The following is an 18,741-nucleotide window of genomic DNA, read 5'->3' on the forward strand; positions in this document are numbered from 1 at the left end:
AAAGCCCATACACTCTTTGCTTAGCTTACATAAGTTATAACGTAATATAAATGTTAGCACAAAACATTTATGGATTGAACTAAAAAGGAGGAAATAAAATGAGTGGATATTCAGGTGGTTACGCAGGCGGATTTGCCTTAATCGTTGTTCTATTTATTTTATTAGTAATTGTTGGAGCTGCTTGGTTCTAAAATAAAATGAAATAAATAAAAGTAGCAACGAATGAAAAGCCAACCCTTATAAGGGTTGGCTTTTCTACATTAAATTTAATCAGGTGAAACTCCATTTTACAATGCGTCTAATGATTTCTCGTAAAAAGCTTTCACACTTTCAGCAGGCACAATATTGTATTTATCCGAATAAATACGATGAATTTCTGCAATCATTCGTGATCCTATCCCTTGATCCCTGTGTGAAGGGTTCACTGTAAGATGCTTAATAACCAACTGATTGTCATTCATAATTTGTACACCTACTGCTCCCAAAACATCATCGTCTTCTTTCCATAAATGCAAATGCCATCCATCATTTTCTTCATACTCCCGAATGGTTTCTTGCAGTTTTTTCACGTCTTTTTCCTCAGGCATAAATGATAATAAACCCATAGCAATCTTTTCTAAGTTTCTTTTAAAGCGAATTAACATAATTACCCCTCATTAAATTTCTTGTATGGTAATCCTCTTAAATTCCAATCAATATTTACTCTGAAAGTATAACGCATTTCCAGTATAATGAAAAGCACCATTTTTATTTTGCATAAAATAGCAGAGAATATTTAAAAAGGGATGCAGCCTTGAAAAATAGATTACCGGACTAATTCATTCCCTTTTATAAAAAAGACAACATTAGTACGTTTTCTTGCTATTTTTTCTCTTAAGGCCATCATCCCTTTGCAAATCTTTATTATCCTTCTACGCGAATTTCTTTCATTACATCGCCATTTGACATTGCTTTTGCAAGCTCAATACCAGATGTTACTTTTCCAAATACAGTGTGAACCCCATTTAAATGAGGCTGTGGTTCATGCACAATGAAAAATTGAGAGCTTCCCGTATCTTTTCCGGCATGTGCCATAGATAGAGAGCCTTCCTCATGCTTGTGCGGGTTTCCCTCTGTTTCACATTTAATTGTATATCCAGCAGAACCTGTTCCATTACCTACAGGACAACCGCCTTGGCTGACAAATCCAGGAATTACACGGTGAAAAGTTAACCCGTCATAAAATTTTTCATTTGCTAATTTTTCAAAGTTAGCTACAGTACCAGGTGCTTCCTCTGGATATAATTCAAATTCAATTTTATTACCATTTTCCATTTCAATATAACCTTTTTTCATTTGGGCAAATCTCCTTCTAAAAATATATGTTCAAAAAACACGGTTAAAATGACCCATCGGCTAAGTTCACAACCCCAGCGGAAATGCAAGCTAACGAGCTTTCACAGGATGTGATGACTTCTACGCTGTCCACAGGACGTGGACGCACTTAGTAGAAGTTCTTTTTCCCATAGTGTCATTTTGATTGGACTTTTTGAACTTCTTTAAAACAATTATACTTTATTTTACCACTTATTTGGGTTAAGTAAAGCTCTTTATCCCCTCATAAGACAAGTCATTTTTGACAATATCCTGACACGTTTCTCTGCGGACCACAAGATGATCCTGTCCGTCTTCAATAAATACAACTGCCGGTTTTGTTAAACGGTTATAGTGGCTGGCCATGGAATAATTATAAGCGCCGGTTGAAAAAACTGCCAGTATATCTTTATCTTTGATTTGTGGTACGGGTAAATCCCAAATCAGCATATCACCCGATTCACAGCATTTTCCCGCGATAGAAACTTCCTTCTCAGGACTTGCTGCCGAACGGTTAGCAATAACTGCGTCATATTTTGACTGATACAATGCGGGCCGGATATTATCTGTCATCCCGCCATCAACGGAATAATATTCTCTTACACCAGGGATATTCTTATTTGCACCAATTGTATACAGCGTAATTCCTGCATCGCCTACAATAGACCTTCCCGGCTCAATCCATATCTCTGGAGATTTCATATTATATTTATTACAATTTTGCCCGACGCTTTGAATCATATCTTTTACATATTCTGCCAATGGAAGCGGTGTGTCATCTACTGTATAACGAATTCCAAAGCCGCCGCCTAAATTAAGGACCTCTGATTCAAATTGGTATTTTTCTTTCCATACTGCTAATTTAGCAAAAAGGATATCTGCTGCTACACGGAATCCATCGGTTTCAAATATTTGTGAACCGATATGGCAATGCAGTCCTTTTAAATAAATTCTGGGATGTCCCAAAAGCTTTTTTAAAGCACCCTCTGCCTGCCCATTTTGAAGATCAAAACCGAATTTTGAATCTTCATTTCCAGTCATTATATACTTATGTGTTTTCGATTCGACCCCTGGGGTTACCCGAATTAACACGTTCATTGTTTTCTCCTGCTTCATAAGCTCCATATCTAACAATTCAATATCATGAAAATTATCAATAACGATACACCCTATTTCATGTTCTACCGCCATAGCAATTTCTTTTTCATTCTTATTATTGCCATGCATATGAATTTTTTCAGTTGGAAAGTCTGCTTGAAGTGCTGTATATAATTCACCTTCAGAAATAACATCTAAGCATAATCCTTCCTGCTTTGCCACCTGAAGCATTGCAATTGTAGAAAAAGCCTTGCTGGCGTAAGCAACTCTTCCATGAACTCCCGCATCACGAAAGGCTTGAACAAAAGCTCTCGCATGCCTCCGGATTATTTCCACATCATAGACGTATAAAGGTGTTCCGTATTTTTCCGCTAATTGGACAGTATCAACACCACCAATTTCTAAATGTCCCTTTGTATTTACGTTAAAGGGGTGCGCATCAAGTATCATTCTTTTTCCCCCATTATTTCAAATAATAAAATACTTTATCACAATACAGTAAATAATGAAAGCCTAAATAAACTGAAGCTTCCTTCAGTAAGGATTCTTTTATCCTTTAATGAAGGAAATTGCGATAAACCTGCAGCACCTGAATATACCGTAACCAATCTATAAAAGGAAAACCATTCCTCTGTTTTTTTAAGGGCGCCGGTAATTATTACGTGGATGTACAATACTGGGACGATGCTTTGTGTATGGAACCGGCATACGAAGTATAATGTGCGTCATTGCTTTTAAATTAAAAGGCAGTAATGGCCACATATATGGTGTTCTTAGAGATCTGATCTGAACAATAAATAAAATATAAAGTGTGATTCCAATCATATAACCCGGTAATCCGAATAAGCCTACAGCCAGCACAAGAATTATAGTAATTACCTTATTGGCCACACTTAATTCGTAGCTTGGTGTTACATAGTTCCCGATCGCGCTTGTTGAAATATACAGAATAACCTCTGGTGAAAACAATCCAACTTCAATTGCTATTTCTCCAATTAAAACAGCTGCGATTAACCCCATCGCTGTTGATAATGGCGTTGGCGTATGTATCGCCGCCATTCTTAAAAACTCAATCCCGATTGCTGCAATGATAATTTGAACGGTTATCGGTACATTTCCTTCATCATTAGGGCCGATAAAGCTTAATTTCTCCGGCAATAAGGATGGTTCAACTGCAAATAATAGCCAAGTTGGCAATAGAAATAAAGCTGCTAATACTGCCAGAAAGCGGATAAATCGAATACATGTACCGATTGCGGGTACTTGCCGGTATTCTTCTGCATGCTGCATATGATGAAAAAAAGTTGTCGGAACAATAATAGCACTTGGAGAAGTGTCCACAAAAATAATGACATGGCCTTCTAATAAATGGCTTGTCGCTACATCCGGTCTTTCTGTATACCGAACCAAAGGGTAAATATTCCATTTTTTAACTAATAAAAATTCTTCCAATGATTTATCGGACATAGACAAGCCATCTACTTCAATTTTTTCAACTAGATCTTTTAAGTACCTTACTAAGTTTGGGTTAGCTACATCTTCAATATAAGTGAGACAAACGTCTGTCTTTGAGCGTTCGCCAACTTTCAGCATGACATTCCGCAGCTTTTCATCACGCAGACGTCTTCTGGTAAGCGCTGTGTTTTCTACAATATTTTCTGTGTACCCATCTCTTGATCCGCGAATGACCTTCTCTGTATCTGGTTCTTCCGGCGTTCTTCCCGGATAATTACGCACATCAATAATTTGTGCATAATCCTTCCCGTCAATAAATACGGCAATGAGTCCACTTAACACCTCGTCAACAGCTTCATCCATTGTAGTAACATGCTCTACTTGCTGATGGACTAATCTATTCTCAATGATTTCTCCAATCTTGCCACTTTCCGATTCATTATCATTGACTTCAACCATTACCTTTAATATCTCTTGTACAACGGATGTATCCGTTAAACCATTCACATAATACATCTGTATACGCTGATTCAAGACCACTGTTTCTCTATATCCCAAATCATACGATTCTTCTAAACCTACCCTCTTTTTCATATATGCATACGTATCTTCAATATGAGGAGAAATAGACTTCTTTTTTCCTTTGTCTGTCTGCATATTATCACCTTCTGAATGTTATATCGAATTAATCTCACACTTATAACTTCATTGTTCTAAAGCCTGGAATTAAACAGTTATATTTAATCAGGAAGTTATGATTGATTCTGCCTTTACCGGACAAAATAGATCCATTGAAATAATGAACCGAACACCTTACCAAGCAACAATGCCATCATGAATAAGATCACATAGCTTCCCATCCCTATTCTCCGCGTGAGAATAGGGAAAACATTTAATACTTCTGTTAATGCTGCAGCTAACATTCCGTTAAAAATACCATGAAATAACCCCCACAGTATTAATACAACAACAGACTGTGATGTTGATATAGGGGCAAATGAGAAATAAGCTCCGATTAACATCCCTATTATCACTGCAGCTCCATAGGCTTTTATATACTTTTCTGTCTTACTCAATTGAATAAGCCTCGGGATGATCCCTAACACCGTAATAAAAGCAACAAATCCCGCACCAACAGCAATGCCGCCACTGAATCCGATAAAAATTTGCAGGATACTAAGAAGAATTTCTTGGATCATTTAGCTCATTTTCCATCGTATTAATATACTGCTGTAAATCCTGCTGGTAATTAAAAATCTCTACTTCTAACGGGCTTGGTTCTTCGTTAAAACGTTTTTTAAACCAATGGTTAAAAAAAAGAACCGTTCCTAATCCAAGACCTATAGAATAGGGAATTTGAATCCATAAAGGATACTCATTTTCTACACCGGTCAGGATAAAATGCAGTTTTTGCTGAACGGGCTGCATACTAACATCATAATGAAAATTCATGATGGTCATTGCTGAGCCTACAAACAGAAGTAACCAGACAAATGTAATAATCAATGGATGTGTCGGCTTTTTATGCGGTTCAATTTGTATGAGGGTCTGTTCTGGCCCAAGCAGTTGAAATTCAAAATTTGAATATTTTTTTGTGAGGTGGTCAATGATTAAAAAGCTGTCAATCACTAAAATACTTTTATCTTTTTTAGACAGCCGGTAAATAGGCGTGTTTTCCAGTAATTCTTTCTTATCCGAATGCGTGGATATATAAGCAATTTCTTTTAACTTAAGTTCTTGCCATTGTTCCAAAACCACTCTCTTCCGCATTCTTATATAGACAAGCTCTGCCATAATCAAAATCCCCCCTTAATCTGTTTTCCTTAACAACTAGTATTTGTTAAAAGAAAGCAAATTATAAGCCTTAAACCCAAATCCTTTAACAACAAAAAAGCTTATCTGTGTTATTTACACAAATAAGCTTCATATATCTGTCATCCGGCATCCATATTTTTTTTCATATCTTCTAAAATCTTTTTCTCCAGTCTGGAGACCTGAACTTGAGAAATTCCGAGTCTTTCCGCTACTTCTGTTTGTGTCTGGTCTTTGTAATAACGTAAGTAAATAATAAGTCTTTCCCGTTCAGTAAGCGAACGAACAGCCTCTTGAATGGATAATTTTTCAAACCATTTGGAATCCTGATCAGCTATTTGATCTAATAAAGTAATAGAGTCACCATCACTTTCATAGACCGTTTCATGTATGGACTGAGGTGATTTTGCAGCCTCCTGCGCATGCACAATTTCCTCTGGTTCCAGCTCTAAAGCTTGAGCAAGTTCATTAATAGATGGAGATCGCCCTAAATCTTTTGCCATTTCTTCCCGTTTACGGCGAATTTTATTCCCCATCTCCTTTAAGGACCTGCTGACCTTTACACTGCCATCATCTCGGATAAAACGCTGTATCTCGCCAATAATCATGGGAACGGCATAGGTAGAAAATTTCACATTGTAGGAGAGATCAAATTTATCCACTGCTTTGATCAATCCAATACTTCCAATTTGAAATAAGTCATCTGGATCATATCCGCGATTTACAAATCGTTGAACAACTGACCACACAAGCCGGACATTTCGACGGATAAGCTCTTCCCTTGCTTCATTGTCACCAGACTGGCTTAATTGAATCATTTTCTTTACCTGTTCATTGGAAAGCTGCTCTCTTTCCTCCGTTTTATGAATATTCACCATTGATTTTTTAGTTGTATACCGTTTTTGATTTTGATAATTGCTTCTTCATATAAACGGAAGTCCCTTTTTCAGGAGCAGAAATGACTTCCACGGTATCCATGAAATTTTCAATAATTGTAAAACCCATGCCGGATCGTTCCATTTCTGGCTTTGATGTAAATAAAGGTTCCCTTGCTTCATCAATATTCAAAATGCCTTGTCCTTCATCACGTATGGTCAGCTCTATTTCCCCATCATACAGCACACAGTCAATATAAACCTTATGATGCGGTTCGCTTCCATAGCCATGAATAATAGCATTGGTCACTGCTTCAGATACCACCGTTTTAATTTCTGTTAATTCCTCCATTGTTGGATCCAATTGTGTGACAAAGGATGCAACAGCAACTCTGGCAAAAGCTTCATTTTCACTTACACTTGAAAAAGAAATATTCATTTCATTTTTCATGATGTCACCCCCAAGCCTTGAAGTGCACGTTCTTCATCTTCCTCTAAACGAATAATTTTGAAAAAGCCTGACATATCAAAAAGACGGTGCAGGGAAGGAGCTACAGAGCACAGAACCATCTCTCCCCCTAATTGAACAATCTCTTTGTAACGCCCTAAAACAACACCTAATCCAGAGCTGTCCATAAAGCTTACTCCCTTTAGGTTTAAGATGATATGTTTAATGGAATGCATATATATCCAATCTTTCCACGTATCTCTTAACCCTTCTGCTTCATGATGATCCAATTCACCTTGCATACGTACAATCAGCACATCGCCTTTTACTTCAAATTCAGTCTGTAATCCCATGTGCAATGCTCCTCCTCTTTGTTGTGAAATAGTTACACTTTGCTTGAAATAACTGTTCAAAAAAATCCGGCGAATTCTTTTCACTATATTGATTTTAACGGCTTTTTGAACATCCTTAGTATAAGGAATTCTCTAAACAAATGACTATTTCCTGCTACTCGACAAAAGAAGTGGAAATACGTATTAATCGGCTGCTTTCACCATTTTTTGCAATGTTCGTTTTGTTAATTCAGGAATAGATGCCTGTGTAATATCTTCATTAATAATCAATGGTGTAGTATATAAAGGCTTGTCATTTTCTTTGACAATAAGCTCCCCGACAACAGTTCCTTTTTTAATTGGAAATTTCCAATCATCTTGAATAGAAATTTCTGTTGTTACAGCCGGTTCTTCTTCTCCTTTTTTATGAAGGCTATGAACATCCTGTTTGGTAACAATGTCAAAGCTTTGAGGCTTTGCTTTTATTTGGTTTAGTTCCATCACAGTTTCTTCTTTGGCAAAAAGCTGCTTTGTATGATAGCTTTGGAAGCCATAGTCCAGTAATCCGGATACCATTTTATTCCGCTCTTTAGGTGTTTCAGCACCCATAACCACTGCAATCACCCGCATATCATCCCGCTTTGCTGTAGCAGTTAGACAATACTTTGCTTCATTTGTATATCCTGTTTTCATGCCGTCTGCACCTGGATAAGAACGAATCAGTTTATTTGTATTCACAAGCCAGAACTCATTTTCTTCCCCCTGGCGTAAATAATCCTCATAGATAGACGTATAGTTCGTAATATCTTCATATTGTAATAATGCTCTTGTCATGACAGCCATATCATAAGCACTGCTGTAATGATTGTCTGCCGGAAGCCCGGTGGTATTTTCAAAATGGGTATCCTTAAGACCCAGTTCTTCTGCTTTTTTATTCATTTTACTGACAAATTCCTCTTCTGTTCCTGCAATAGTCTCTGCCATTGCGACGCTGGCATCATTTCCGGAAGCAATTGCTATCCCTTTTATTAAATCATCTACAGACATTTCTTCCCCAGCCTCCAGGAATACTTGAGATCCCCCCATTGAAGCGGCATATTCACTTACGACAACGATATCCTCTTTTGAAATTTTATCTTTTTCCAAAGCTTCCATAATTAAAAGCAGAGTCATTATTTTTGTCATACTGGCTGGCGGTAATTGTTCGTGCGCATCTTTGTCAAACAGTACTGTACCGGTATTCTGTTCAATTAAAACCCCTGATAATGCATCCTCGGCTAAGCTTGTTTTTTCTTTATTTTCTTCATTCGCTAAAACAGTTGAATAGTTGAAAAATGTCGTTCCGATAAGTAATCCAATCATCAATACGATTAGTCGCTTCATACTGCTTCCCTCCAAATCACAATAATACTTTTAGGATTTCCATTTTGGCTTTATTTCATACTATTTTTAATTTGAAATTTATAAATAGGAGCATCTTTTTTGTTGTTCGATAAACTCTGCCCTATACTGGAACTAGATTAGATAAAGAAGGGAGATTTATAAATGGGACAGGAAATAAGCGGTAAAATTGCATATATTACAGGAGGAAGCAGCGGAATTGGAAAAGCAGCTGCACATCATTTTGCAAAAGAAGGTGTTCATCTCGGTTTAATTGCCAGAAGAAAAGAAAATCTTGAAGAAACACAGCAAGAGTTGGAAACATATGGTGTGAATATTGCTATCTGCAGAGCAGATATTTCTAAGCCTGATCAAGTGAAAACAGCTGTTCAGCAGTTTGAACAGAAATTAGGGAAAGCTGATATATTAATAAATAATGCTGCAATAAGTGATTACGGCAACTTTCAGGATATGGATGAGGAAGTCTGGAAGCATATTTTTGAAGTAAATGTTTTTGGAACATACCATGTTTTAAAAGAAGTTCTTCCACATCTTGTAAGCAAACAAAAAGGAGATATTATTAATGTTTCCTCCAGCAATGGATTAAAAGCAACTGCAGGATCAACTGCTTACAGTGCTTCCAAATTTGCCATTCAGGGTATGTCAGAGGCTCTGATGCAGGAAGTTCGCAAAGAAAATATCCGCGTATTTACTATGAATCCAAGCTTAGTTGCAACCAAGTTAGCATTTGGTGATAAACTGGAAGAGAAAAACGAAGACAAGTTTATGCAGCCTGAGGATATTGCGGAATATATGGTAGCTCAGCTAAAATTAAATCAGCGTATTTTTATTAAGCAATCCGCCCAATGGGCGACCAATCCATTTTAATAAAATAAACCAAGAAAATCACTTGGTCTTTAAAACGATGGTGTTCTTGCCAAAGAGATGTCCGCTCCAACGGTTTTCGATGGGACGAGTAATCGCAGTCAAAGGAAGCCGCTTTCCATGGGCAACGCTCAGCCTCCTCGAAAAAAGACCCCACAGGAAAAAATGTACCTCTTTTTTTCGAGGAGATGAGCTCGGGATCCACGGAAAGCGTAGTGTATTTCTGGAGCGGTTGTTTTCAACGTTTTTATATACTTTCTTATTCATTAAAAAAAGATTTAGAAGACAAATACCTTCTAAATCTTTTTTTAATGAAACTATTTTCAATTAACAATACCAATAACACTTGGTTTTACTTGAACAGGATTTTCCGATATCGTAATAGCATCCTTTATTTTCTTAATGACAGTATCGTTATCTTCCATGTTCGTGTGAATTGTTGCAAGTTTAGCGCCTGCCTGCAGCCTATCACCTGTTTTTACATGGAAAGTGATTCCTACCTGATGATCAATTTGATCATCCTTTGTTTTTCTGCCGGCGCCGAGAAGCATAGCAGCTTCTCCTAATTGCTGGGTTTCTATAGAAGCAATATATCCTGCCTGTTCAGCATTTACATCAATAGATTGTTTAGCCTCAATTTCATGGATACTGTCTACCTTACCATCCTGTGCTTTGATAAAGGTTACAAACTTTTCATAAGCCTCTCCACTTTGAATCACTTCTTTTACAAGCTTTCTGGCTTGTTCTTCGGTAGTTGCTTTTCCTGCTAAGAAAACCATTTGTGCTGCTATTTCTACGGATACATCGTATAAATCCTGACTATACTCCTGATCGCGCAATAATTTTACTGCTTCCAACACTTCATTTCCATTACCAATCTCTGTTCCGAGAGGCTGATCCATATTGGTTAACACAGCCACTGTTTCCCGATTTAATTTTTTACCGATAGCGACCATTGTTTCAGCCAGCTTCTTTGCCTCTTCTTCTGTTTTCATAAAAGCACCGTTGCCGACTTTAATATCCAAGACAATTGCATCTGCACCGGAAGCAATTTTCTTACTCATTATAGAGCTGGCTATTAAAGGAATTGAATCTACTGTTCCTGTCACATCTCTTAATGCATAAATCTTCTTATCTGCCGGTACTAAATTTCCTGATTGGCCGACTAATGCAATTCCAAGCTCTTTCACCTGGTCTTTAAATCTTTGTAACGGGAGCTCTGTATGGAACCCTTTAATCGATTCCAGCTTGTCTACTGTACCACCCGTATGTCCCAGCCCGCGTCCGCTCATTTTCGCAAAAGGAATTCCTAAAGAAGTAATTATGGGAGCAACAATTAAACTTACCTTATCCCCTACACCGCCAGTAGAATGTTTATCTACAACTGTTGTATTTAAAAAGGATAAATCAATTGTCTCTCCCGACTTGACCATTAAGTCTGTGAGAGCGGAGGTTTCATCACTATTTAACCCCTGAAAATAAACAGCCATAAGCCAGCTTGAGATTTGATAATCTGGTATGGAATTATTAACATATCCATTTACAATATGCTCAATTTCTTCGTAGGATAATTCTTTACCATATTTTTTCTTATTAATAATTTCTATGGTATTCATGTTAACCATCCTTTCTATATTATGATGAACAATTCTCTTTTAGTTCTTTATCTCATTCAGGAAGCTTGTGCCATGCTCAGGTAAAGGAATATTAAAATTATCTGCAATTGTTGCACCAATATCAGCAAAATTTGTACGTAAAGGGAATTCTTTTCCTTCTTTAATGTTTGTATGGTAAACAATAAGCGGTACATACTCCCGTGTGTGATCCGTTCCATGGTGGGTCGGATCATTTCCATGATCGGCTGTAATAATTAACAAATCATCCTCCTGTAACTGTTCGAGTATTTTCGGAAGCTGCTTGTCATAAGTCTCCAGTGCCTGCCCATAGCCAATCGGATCTCTGCGGTGCCCGTATTTCGCGTCAAAATCAACAAGATTAAGGAAGCTTAGGCCAGTGAAATCTTTTTTCATAGATTCACTTAATTTTACCATGCCATCGTCATTATCCTTTGTACGAACAGCCTCTGTAATGCCTTCTCCATCATAAATATCAGATATTTTACCAAGCGCAATGACATCAATTCCAGCGTCCTTTAATTCATTCATTACAGTACGTCCAAAAGGTTTCAATGCATAATCATGGCGGTTGGAAGTACGTTCAAAAGCACCGGGCTCTCCAACAAACGGGCGGGCAATAATACGGCCTACCATATAACGTTCATCCAATGTAAGCTCTCTCGCAATTTCACAAATCCGATATAATTCATCAATTGGAACAATATCTTCATGTGCTGCAATTTGCAATACAGAATCTGCCGATGTATAGACAATCAGGCTGCCAGTTTCCATATGCTCCTTCCCAAGCTCCACTAATATTTCTGTACCGGAGGCCGGCTTGTTGCCAATTACTTTTCTGCCTGCTTTTTCTTCCAGCTCTTGAATAAGCTCATCTGGGAAACCATCCGGGAATGTCCGGAATGGCTGATCGATACGAAGACCCATAATTTCCCAATGACCGGTCATTGTATCTTTGCCATTAGAGGCCTCCTGCATTTTTGTATAATGCGCTTTCGGCTTATCTGCCGGATCAACTCCTTCAATTTCGCGGATATTGCTCAGACCTAAGCTGCCCATAGTCGGCATATCAAGCCCTTTCATTTCTTTTGCAATATGCCCTAATGTATCTGACCCTAAATCATTAAACTTTTCTGCATCGGGAGATTCCCCGATTCCAACTGAATCCATGACAATTAAAAAAACACGCTTAAATTGTTTCATTTGTATCTACCTCCTATGTACTATATTCCCGAAACAAGTGCTCAGTATGATCACTATTACAGATGTTAGATGTCTGACAACACAAGAATAAAGGAATTTCTTTTATTTGAAAAGCTTTTCGATATTTAACAGCTTAATCATTGACTGAAGATTATGCTCTGGGATGGTAAGTTTGATAAATATCTTTTAACCTTGCTTTCGTCACATGTGTATAAATTTGTGTAGTGGATATATCTGCATGTCCCAGCATTTCCTGCACGATTCTTAAATCGGCACCATTTTCCAATAAATGCGTTGCAAAAGAATGTCTTAACGTATGCGGGGTGATGGTTTTATGTACCTCTGCTTCCATCGCAAGTCCCTTTAAAATCTTCCAGAACCCTTGTCTGCTTAATGGCCGGCCGTGCTGATTTACAAATAGAGCATTCTCTTGCTTGTTTTTCTTCAAAAGCTCTTTTCTTGCCGTTTGCATATACTCCTCTAAAACTTTTTTGGCTGTATCTCCCAAAGGAACAATCCTTTCTTTTGAACCTTTCCCCATACATTGAACAAAACCCATGGATAAATGTAAATCTTCCAATTTTAAACCTATCATTTCAGATACACGTAATCCCGTAGCATATAACAATTCTAACATGGCTTTATTACGCAACGACAGAGGTGTTGTTGTTTCAATGCTTAATAATTTCTCTACTTCCTCCTGAGAAAGGGTGTCCGGCAGCTTCCGCTCTTTTTTCGGAGTCTCAATATGAAGGCTGGGGTCCGTATCAGCAATGCTCTCCCGTATTAAAAACTGATGAAAGGATCTGATTGAAGAAATATGCCTGGATATTGTTGCAGTTGACTTACCGCTGTCTTTTAATTCATATAAAAAACGCATAATATCATTACGGCTTATGTCATTCCATTCGTTATATCCTATTTTTGTCAATTGTTTTTCATAAGCAGTAAGATCTCTTTGATAAGAGGTAATAGTATTATCAGACAGCCCTCTTTCTACCCGTAGAAAATGATAGAAATCTTCTAATGCATATTTTAACATATCTATTCTCCTTTCAAAATATCAAATGGAAACCAGCCAGCTTCCTCATATATCACCTTAACCGCTGGCCCTTCAGGTGAATCATAACGATGCATTTCTTGAAATTCATTATATATATAATGTAAACATACCGTAAAAAAGCAGGCTCCTATCATAAACCAAATAAATATTTTAACAGCCTCTTTAAAATGTTTTTCCATATTCTGACCTCCCTGTATCTGAATGTTTATTATTATGTTGTATTGTAAACAAACACTTATACAGTTAGAATATGCAAATAACAATTTTAAAAATACTAGAAAAAGATGGAGGAAATAAAAAAACGAAACATCTTCTTCTGTTAATATTATACAATGGTTGGAACCAGAGTTAAACTACAAACACTTTTGGGCTGTTTAGCTCTATGACATAATAAAATCAAAAAGGAGTTCATACAGATGATTGAAGAAAAATTAAAACAAATTGGCGACAATACGTCTATTCAAACAATGACTCCTATTTCCGGAGGCGATATTAACCAGGCATATTATATAAAAACCGAAAAACAAGAATACTTTGTAAAAGCGAATCGGAATACTGCCGATGATTTCTTTCAGGTGGAAGCTGATGGTCTTGAAAGAATACGTTCAACACAAGCAATTGCTGTCCCGGAAGTTTATTACTATGACAAATCCTCTAGCAATAAAGAAATGGTGCTGATAATGGAATGGATTCAGGGTGAAAAAACAGCAACGACAGAGCAGCAATTAGGAGAACAGCTGGCTTCTATGCATTTAACTGACCGCTCCGCTCAGTATGGGTTAGGTAAGCCGACTTATATTGGAAAACTGCCTCAGACAAATGGTTGGTATAGCGATTGGGTCGAGTATTTTCGCGATCATCGTCTACAGCTACAATTAGATTTATCTGTAAAGTTTAATCGGATGAACCAAAAAAGACGCTTAAAACTGGAAACATTGATACGTGATTTAGATAAATATCTGCCAAACCAGCCACGGGTTTCTTTATTGCACGGCGATTTATGGGGAGGAAATTGGATAACGGGTCAGGCAGGAAAACCTTATTTAATTGATCCTTCCGTGCTGTATGGGGACCATTTATTTGAGCTTGCATTTACAGAGCTCTTTGGTGGTTTTTCAGAAGTTTTTTATAGTAAGTATAAGGAAATTCTTTCATTAGAGGATTATTATGAGGAAGTGAAGCCGATATACCAGCTATTCTACTTGCTTGTTCATTTAAATATGTTTGGAGAAGCTTATGGGGCTGTTGTGGATCGGATTCTAAAAAAATATATCAGGTAAATTATTCACCTTTTTCAGATTAAAATATGTGACAGTACAACAAACAGATACTGCCACATATTTTAATCTGGTTGCCATATCAGCGAAATCGCTACACCCTTAAGATAGTGCAAATATGCCAGCTCCTATTCTTGTTCATGTATGTATTTTTCCCAATAAAAAAACCTTTCTCTATTCGAAAAAGGTTTTACTCTGATTAGGGGGTCGCTTTTTGAACATCTTCTTTTACGGCTGCTGCCTGGCATTGGCGACAAATCCCATGAAAGGTTAACCGATGATCCTTTACCTCAAAGCCCCAATCATTTTCAACAATTTGCTCCACTTCACCTAATAAATCATTCTCAATCTCTTCAACAGAGCCACATTCAATACAAACCAAATGATGATGAAAGTGTTTTGCGCCTTCTTTACGCAAATCATATCTTGATACACCATCGCCAAAATTAATTTTGTCTACTATTTTTAATTCAGATAATAATTCTAATGTACGATAAACGGTTGCCAGACCAATTTCCGGTGATTTCTCCTTTACAAGAAGATAAACATCCTCCGCGCTTAAGTGATCGTCTTCTCTTTCCAGAAGCACTCGAACCGTAGCTTCCCTCTGGGGAGTTAATTTGTAGCTATGCGAATGTAGCTGTTTTTTTATCTTTTCAATCCGGTGTTCCATGGATAGTCGCCTCCCTCACTTTACATCTTCATTATATGCATCTATCTTCCATGTGTCAAAGAGTATTCTCAATTATTAATAATAATTATTACAAACTAATATTGGTTATTATATTATAAATGGAGTCTCTTAGCAAGATTTAAGCGAATAACATAAAGTAAGAAGGTCTTTTAATAATCATCCATTATATCTTTCAATCCATTCTAACATTAAGGTATTGGACAGGTAAGCTTCCATTAATGCTGCTAAAGCAGTAAATACCATTAAAATAGCGAATATAATAAGCAATCGGATAAAAGGCGGCAGAATCTCCTGGTGATGATGCTTTAAAAATAATTTCTGCCATAAGCCTATAGAAAATATCATCGATACACTTCCAGCAATAATATAGATAGGAATAATTAATAGATTTTGAGGAGCGATGGATATAGCTGACAAAAGCAACCCTTGGCCCCCTAACTGGCTTACCATAAATCCGACTGAAAAACCGACAACAAATCCTTTCATAAATACCATAATCCATATAATCGGAAGCCCAATCATACTCAGTGCCAATAAAATCATAAAGGAGAGATACTTTATATGGTAAAGAAGACTTCTGATAAAGATATCCTGCCGGCTGATAACTTCACCGTCATTTGTCTGCTGCGTAAAAAAACGTTCTAAATAGAAGAATAAATTCTGTTTTTGTACAAAATCCATACTATTTACTAAGATAGCTCCGAATACGATACCTGTCAGAAAAAGAATGATTGTAAATACATAAATTGTTGTATGGCGTTTTATATGCTCCATAAATAAATTACGAGAGGGATTATACATGTGGATCCTCCTGACTATAGTTCTTATACTACAATCTATGAGAACCCCACTTTAAACATACCTATTAATTTTATCTTTTGATAGAGCATATACATATTGGTCATACTATGATTTTTGCAACGTTGCCTTTATTATTTATTTAAAGCATGTAAATAAAGCACAGCGTAATTTGTTTTTGCATCTTGAATACGCCCTTCTTCTACAAGTTTTTTTGCTTCTTCAAGAGTCACTTCCATGATTTCTACAAATTCATCATCATCCCCGGCAGGCGGATTTTCCATTTTAATTAAATCATTAGTAATATAGACGTATACCAGCTCATTAGCAAATCCCGGCGATGTATAAAAAGATGTAACCTGTGATAGATTTGTTGTTGTATAGCCTGTTTCTTCTTCCAGTTCACGGACAGCTGCAGTTAACGGATTCTCGTTCTCTTCCAGCTTCCCTGCCGGAATTTCTATTAAAGCTCTTTCTAACGGTTTGCGATATTGTTCTACAAGCACTATTTTATTATCTGCTGTAATCGGAATTACTGCTACTGCTCCAGGATGATATACAAGCTCTCTCTTAGCTGTTTCTCCATTCGGCAGCTTCACTTCATCCAATTGAACATCTATAATATTTCCTTCAAATATTTTCTTGGTTGTAATTGTTTTTTCTTCAAAACGATGCATGTCTCCATCTCCACCTTTTATAAATTATTATAGATATCCATTCAAAAAGCTTCCGTGGAAGGAAGCTTCATTTTTGTCTATCTTCCTATTCATTCTAATTCGCTATGCTCTATTGTAGCAAGTCCATACTAATTTTTCTTCTGATACGTTTTATTTTTTACTCAACTTTTGCACCTTAAAAAATAACTTGCTTATCATAGAGACTAGAGTTGATCGTTCCTTCCATCTATCTCTTGGTGAATTATAAACTCTATCTAGAAAGAAGGTAACGTGTAAAGCCACCACTGCGGCGGACTGTTTTGCTTTCCTAGGGGCATGCTCTTCAGCTAACTCCATCAGGCTATGATTTCTTTCATTCGCTTTAGAAGCCTAACTGAGCGCAGACCAACCACGCAGACCCCTACGTGGTTCGCAGGCTAAACCCGTGACTCCTGGGGTTGCGATTACTCACCCTATCGAAAAGCGTTGTCACAACGCCTGCACTTGCGCGTCCTGGGACTGCGATTACTCGTCCAATCAGAAACATTTGTACAACGGAAAGCGGAGTGGTTGGTTGCAGGAGCTATACACAACCTCCATTTCAATTGAAGGATGATTTAACAAAATGCAAACGGGATAATGAAGAACATGTTCATCTTGGAATAGTATGGTATAGAAGCTTATTCTCAGGTACGTTTTTTTTAAATGAATTTCCTTCTAAAAACTATTTGTGTTATTACAGACAAATATAGGTATTTCTTCAATATGTATATTAATTGTATTCTTTTCCATCTGCCTCTACAATATATGCATACGTAATTCATAGAGGAGGAATAACATGAAGAAACGGCAGCTTGGTACAAGCAATATTGAAATTTCTGATTTAACGCTTGGCTGTATGTCCCTGGGAACAAATGCTGAGCAAGGTAAAAAAATGATTGATTATGCTTTAGATAAAGGAATTAATCACCTCGATACGGCAGACCTTTATAATTTTGGTGAAAATGAAAAAATCGTTGGAGAAGCAATTAAACACCGCAGATCTGATGTGGTTGTTACAACAAAAGTCGGAAATCATTTCCAGGAAGGAAAAGATAACTGGTTCTGGGACCCATCGAAAAAATATATCCATGAAGCTGTCCGTAATAGTTTACAAAGATTAAATACAGACTATATTGATGTGTATATGCTTCATGGCGGCACCTTAGATGATCCTGTTGGCGAGACAATTGAGGCTTTTGAAGAATTAAAGAAAGATGGATTAATCCGCACCTATGGAATTTCCTCTATACGTCCGAATGTCGTCCGTGAATATGCAATCCGGTCTTCTATCGATGTTTTAATGACACAATTCAGCCTCTTAGATAGGCGGCCTGAGGAAGCAATTTTACCAATTGCAGAAGAAAATCAAATCAGTGTCGTTGCCCGCGGACCGCTTGCTAAAGGACTGCTGAGCAATAAAGCTGATGAAGTATTGGATAAAAAAGGAAAAGATGGATATCTCGATTATTCTTATAATGAATTAAAATCTCTTTACTATGAGCTCGAACAGGCTTTACCTGACAGCTCTCTCCAACAATTAGCAATGTACTATGTTGCCAATCATCCTGCTGTTACATCAACAGTGTTTGGAGCAAGCTCATTACAACAATTAGAACAGAATATTGCTGTCCACCAATCTATCAATGAAATCACGGACGCTGCATATCCTATTCTGCAACAGCTGACAAAAGCTGCTCAATATGAGCAGCACCGCTAGAATTAATAATATTCTAGTT

At 37.2% G+C, this 18,741-nt stretch carries 21 protein-coding genes; 4 read left to right on the top strand and 17 right to left on the bottom strand.

The genetic code is table 11. The features are described from left to right. The first annotated feature begins 98 nt into the window (after positions 1-98). Complete coding sequence (locus OSO01_RS00735) at positions 99-191, top strand: YjcZ family sporulation protein (protein ID WP_077603073.1); 93 nt, start codon at positions 99-101, stop codon at positions 189-191. Between the two features lie 96 nt (positions 192-287). Here the strand turns inward: OSO01_RS00735 and OSO01_RS00740 are convergent, their stop codons facing one another. The 10 genes from OSO01_RS00740 to OSO01_RS00785 form a co-directional block, all read right to left on the bottom strand. After that, positions 288-644 (bottom strand): GNAT family N-acetyltransferase, encoded by a 357-nt coding sequence (locus tag OSO01_RS00740; RefSeq protein WP_147207825.1) that lies wholly within the window; start codon positions 642-644, stop codon positions 288-290. Between the two features lie 259 nt (positions 645-903). After that, entirely contained in the window at positions 904-1,335 is a 432-nt protein-coding gene (locus OSO01_RS00745; protein ID WP_077603075.1) for a peptidylprolyl isomerase, read from the bottom strand. 240 nt (positions 1,336-1,575) lie between these two features. Then, positions 1,576-2,901 (bottom strand): diaminopimelate decarboxylase, encoded by a 1,326-nt coding sequence (lysA, locus tag OSO01_RS00750; RefSeq protein WP_147207826.1) that lies wholly within the window; start codon positions 2,899-2,901, stop codon positions 1,576-1,578. A 189-nt stretch (positions 2,902-3,090) separates the two neighbouring features. Beyond that, complete coding sequence (locus tag OSO01_RS00755) at positions 3,091-4,563, bottom strand: spore germination protein (protein ID WP_147207827.1); 1,473 nt, start codon at positions 4,561-4,563, stop codon at positions 3,091-3,093. Positions 4,564-4,676: 113 nt separating this feature from the next. After that, positions 4,677-5,105 (bottom strand): stage V sporulation protein AB, encoded by a 429-nt coding sequence (locus tag OSO01_RS00760; protein ID WP_147207828.1) that lies wholly within the window; start codon positions 5,103-5,105, stop codon positions 4,677-4,679. Beyond that, positions 5,083-5,700 (bottom strand): stage V sporulation protein AA, encoded by a 618-nt coding sequence (locus OSO01_RS00765; protein ID WP_147207829.1) that lies wholly within the window; start codon positions 5,698-5,700, stop codon positions 5,083-5,085. The genes OSO01_RS00760 and OSO01_RS00765 overlap by 23 nt, the downstream gene beginning before the upstream one ends. 140 nt (positions 5,701-5,840) lie before the next feature. After that, complete coding sequence (gene sigF, locus OSO01_RS00770) at positions 5,841-6,596, bottom strand: RNA polymerase sporulation sigma factor SigF (protein WP_147207830.1); 756 nt, start codon at positions 6,594-6,596, stop codon at positions 5,841-5,843. Positions 6,597-6,603: 7 nt separating this feature from the next. Next, entirely contained in the window at positions 6,604-7,044 is a 441-nt protein-coding gene (gene spoIIAB / locus OSO01_RS00775; protein ID WP_147207831.1) for an anti-sigma F factor, read from the bottom strand. After that, a complete protein-coding gene (spoIIAA, locus tag OSO01_RS00780; protein WP_147207832.1) occupies positions 7,041-7,394 on the bottom strand; it encodes an anti-sigma F factor antagonist in 354 nt (117 codons plus the stop codon). The genes spoIIAB and spoIIAA overlap by 4 nt, the downstream gene beginning before the upstream one ends. 183 nt (positions 7,395-7,577) lie before the next feature. Further along, a complete protein-coding gene (locus OSO01_RS00785) occupies positions 7,578-8,756 on the bottom strand; it encodes a D-alanyl-D-alanine carboxypeptidase family protein (RefSeq protein ID WP_147207833.1) in 1,179 nt (392 codons plus the stop codon). Between the two features lie 162 nt (positions 8,757-8,918). Here OSO01_RS00785 and OSO01_RS00790 point away from each other — a divergent pair, with 162 nt between their 5' ends. Further along, the gene (locus OSO01_RS00790; protein ID WP_147207834.1) at positions 8,919-9,641 is read left to right on the top strand and encodes a 3-ketoacyl-ACP reductase; all 723 of its coding nucleotides are present in this window, start codon (positions 8,919-8,921) and stop codon (positions 9,639-9,641) included. A 320-nt stretch (positions 9,642-9,961) separates the two neighbouring features. Here OSO01_RS00790 and OSO01_RS00795 read toward each other — a convergent pair whose 3' ends face one another. From OSO01_RS00795 to OSO01_RS00810, 4 genes are all read right to left on the bottom strand, one after another. Continuing rightward, on the bottom strand, positions 9,962-11,254 hold the full coding sequence (locus tag OSO01_RS00795) for a pyrimidine-nucleoside phosphorylase (protein ID WP_147207835.1): 1,293 nt from the start codon (positions 11,252-11,254) through the stop codon (positions 9,962-9,964). Positions 11,255-11,293: 39 nt separating this feature from the next. After that, complete coding sequence (gene deoB, locus OSO01_RS00800) at positions 11,294-12,475, bottom strand: phosphopentomutase (RefSeq protein ID WP_147207836.1); 1,182 nt, start codon at positions 12,473-12,475, stop codon at positions 11,294-11,296. Positions 12,476-12,626: 151 nt separating this feature from the next. Continuing rightward, positions 12,627-13,517: a site-specific tyrosine recombinase XerD gene (xerD, locus tag OSO01_RS00805; protein ID WP_147207837.1), complete on the bottom strand. Its 891-nt coding sequence runs from the start codon at positions 13,515-13,517 to the stop codon at positions 12,627-12,629. Positions 13,518-13,519: 2 nt separating this feature from the next. After that, complete coding sequence (locus OSO01_RS00810; protein WP_147207838.1) at positions 13,520-13,717, bottom strand: DUF4227 family protein; 198 nt, start codon at positions 13,715-13,717, stop codon at positions 13,520-13,522. A 237-nt stretch (positions 13,718-13,954) separates the two neighbouring features. Between OSO01_RS00810 and OSO01_RS00815 the strand changes: the two genes are divergently transcribed. Next, positions 13,955-14,818 (top strand): fructosamine kinase family protein, encoded by an 864-nt coding sequence (locus tag OSO01_RS00815; RefSeq protein ID WP_147207839.1) that lies wholly within the window; start codon positions 13,955-13,957, stop codon positions 14,816-14,818. A gap of 196 nt (positions 14,819-15,014) precedes the next feature. Here the strand turns inward: OSO01_RS00815 and fur are convergent, their stop codons facing one another. From fur to OSO01_RS00830, 3 genes are all read right to left on the bottom strand, one after another. Beyond that, on the bottom strand, positions 15,015-15,488 hold the full coding sequence (gene fur / locus OSO01_RS00820; protein WP_077603089.1) for a ferric iron uptake transcriptional regulator: 474 nt from the start codon (positions 15,486-15,488) through the stop codon (positions 15,015-15,017). A gap of 177 nt (positions 15,489-15,665) precedes the next feature. Further along, entirely contained in the window at positions 15,666-16,310 is a 645-nt protein-coding gene (gene spoIIM, locus OSO01_RS00825) for a stage II sporulation protein M (protein ID WP_147207840.1), read from the bottom strand. A gap of 131 nt (positions 16,311-16,441) precedes the next feature. Further along, the gene (locus OSO01_RS00830; protein WP_147207841.1) at positions 16,442-16,984 is read right to left on the bottom strand and encodes an NUDIX hydrolase; all 543 of its coding nucleotides are present in this window, start codon (positions 16,982-16,984) and stop codon (positions 16,442-16,444) included. Positions 16,985-17,801: 817 nt separating this feature from the next. On the opposite strand from OSO01_RS00830, the gene OSO01_RS00835 reads away from it, so the two are divergent. Beyond that, positions 17,802-18,722: an aldo/keto reductase gene (locus OSO01_RS00835; protein ID WP_147207842.1), complete on the top strand. Its 921-nt coding sequence runs from the start codon at positions 17,802-17,804 to the stop codon at positions 18,720-18,722. The last annotated feature ends 19 nt before the right edge of the window (positions 18,723-18,741 follow it).

Source organism: Oceanobacillus sojae (assembly GCF_007991515.1).
Taxonomy (GTDB): domain Bacteria; phylum Bacillota; class Bacilli; order Bacillales; family Amphibacillaceae; genus Oceanobacillus; species Oceanobacillus sojae.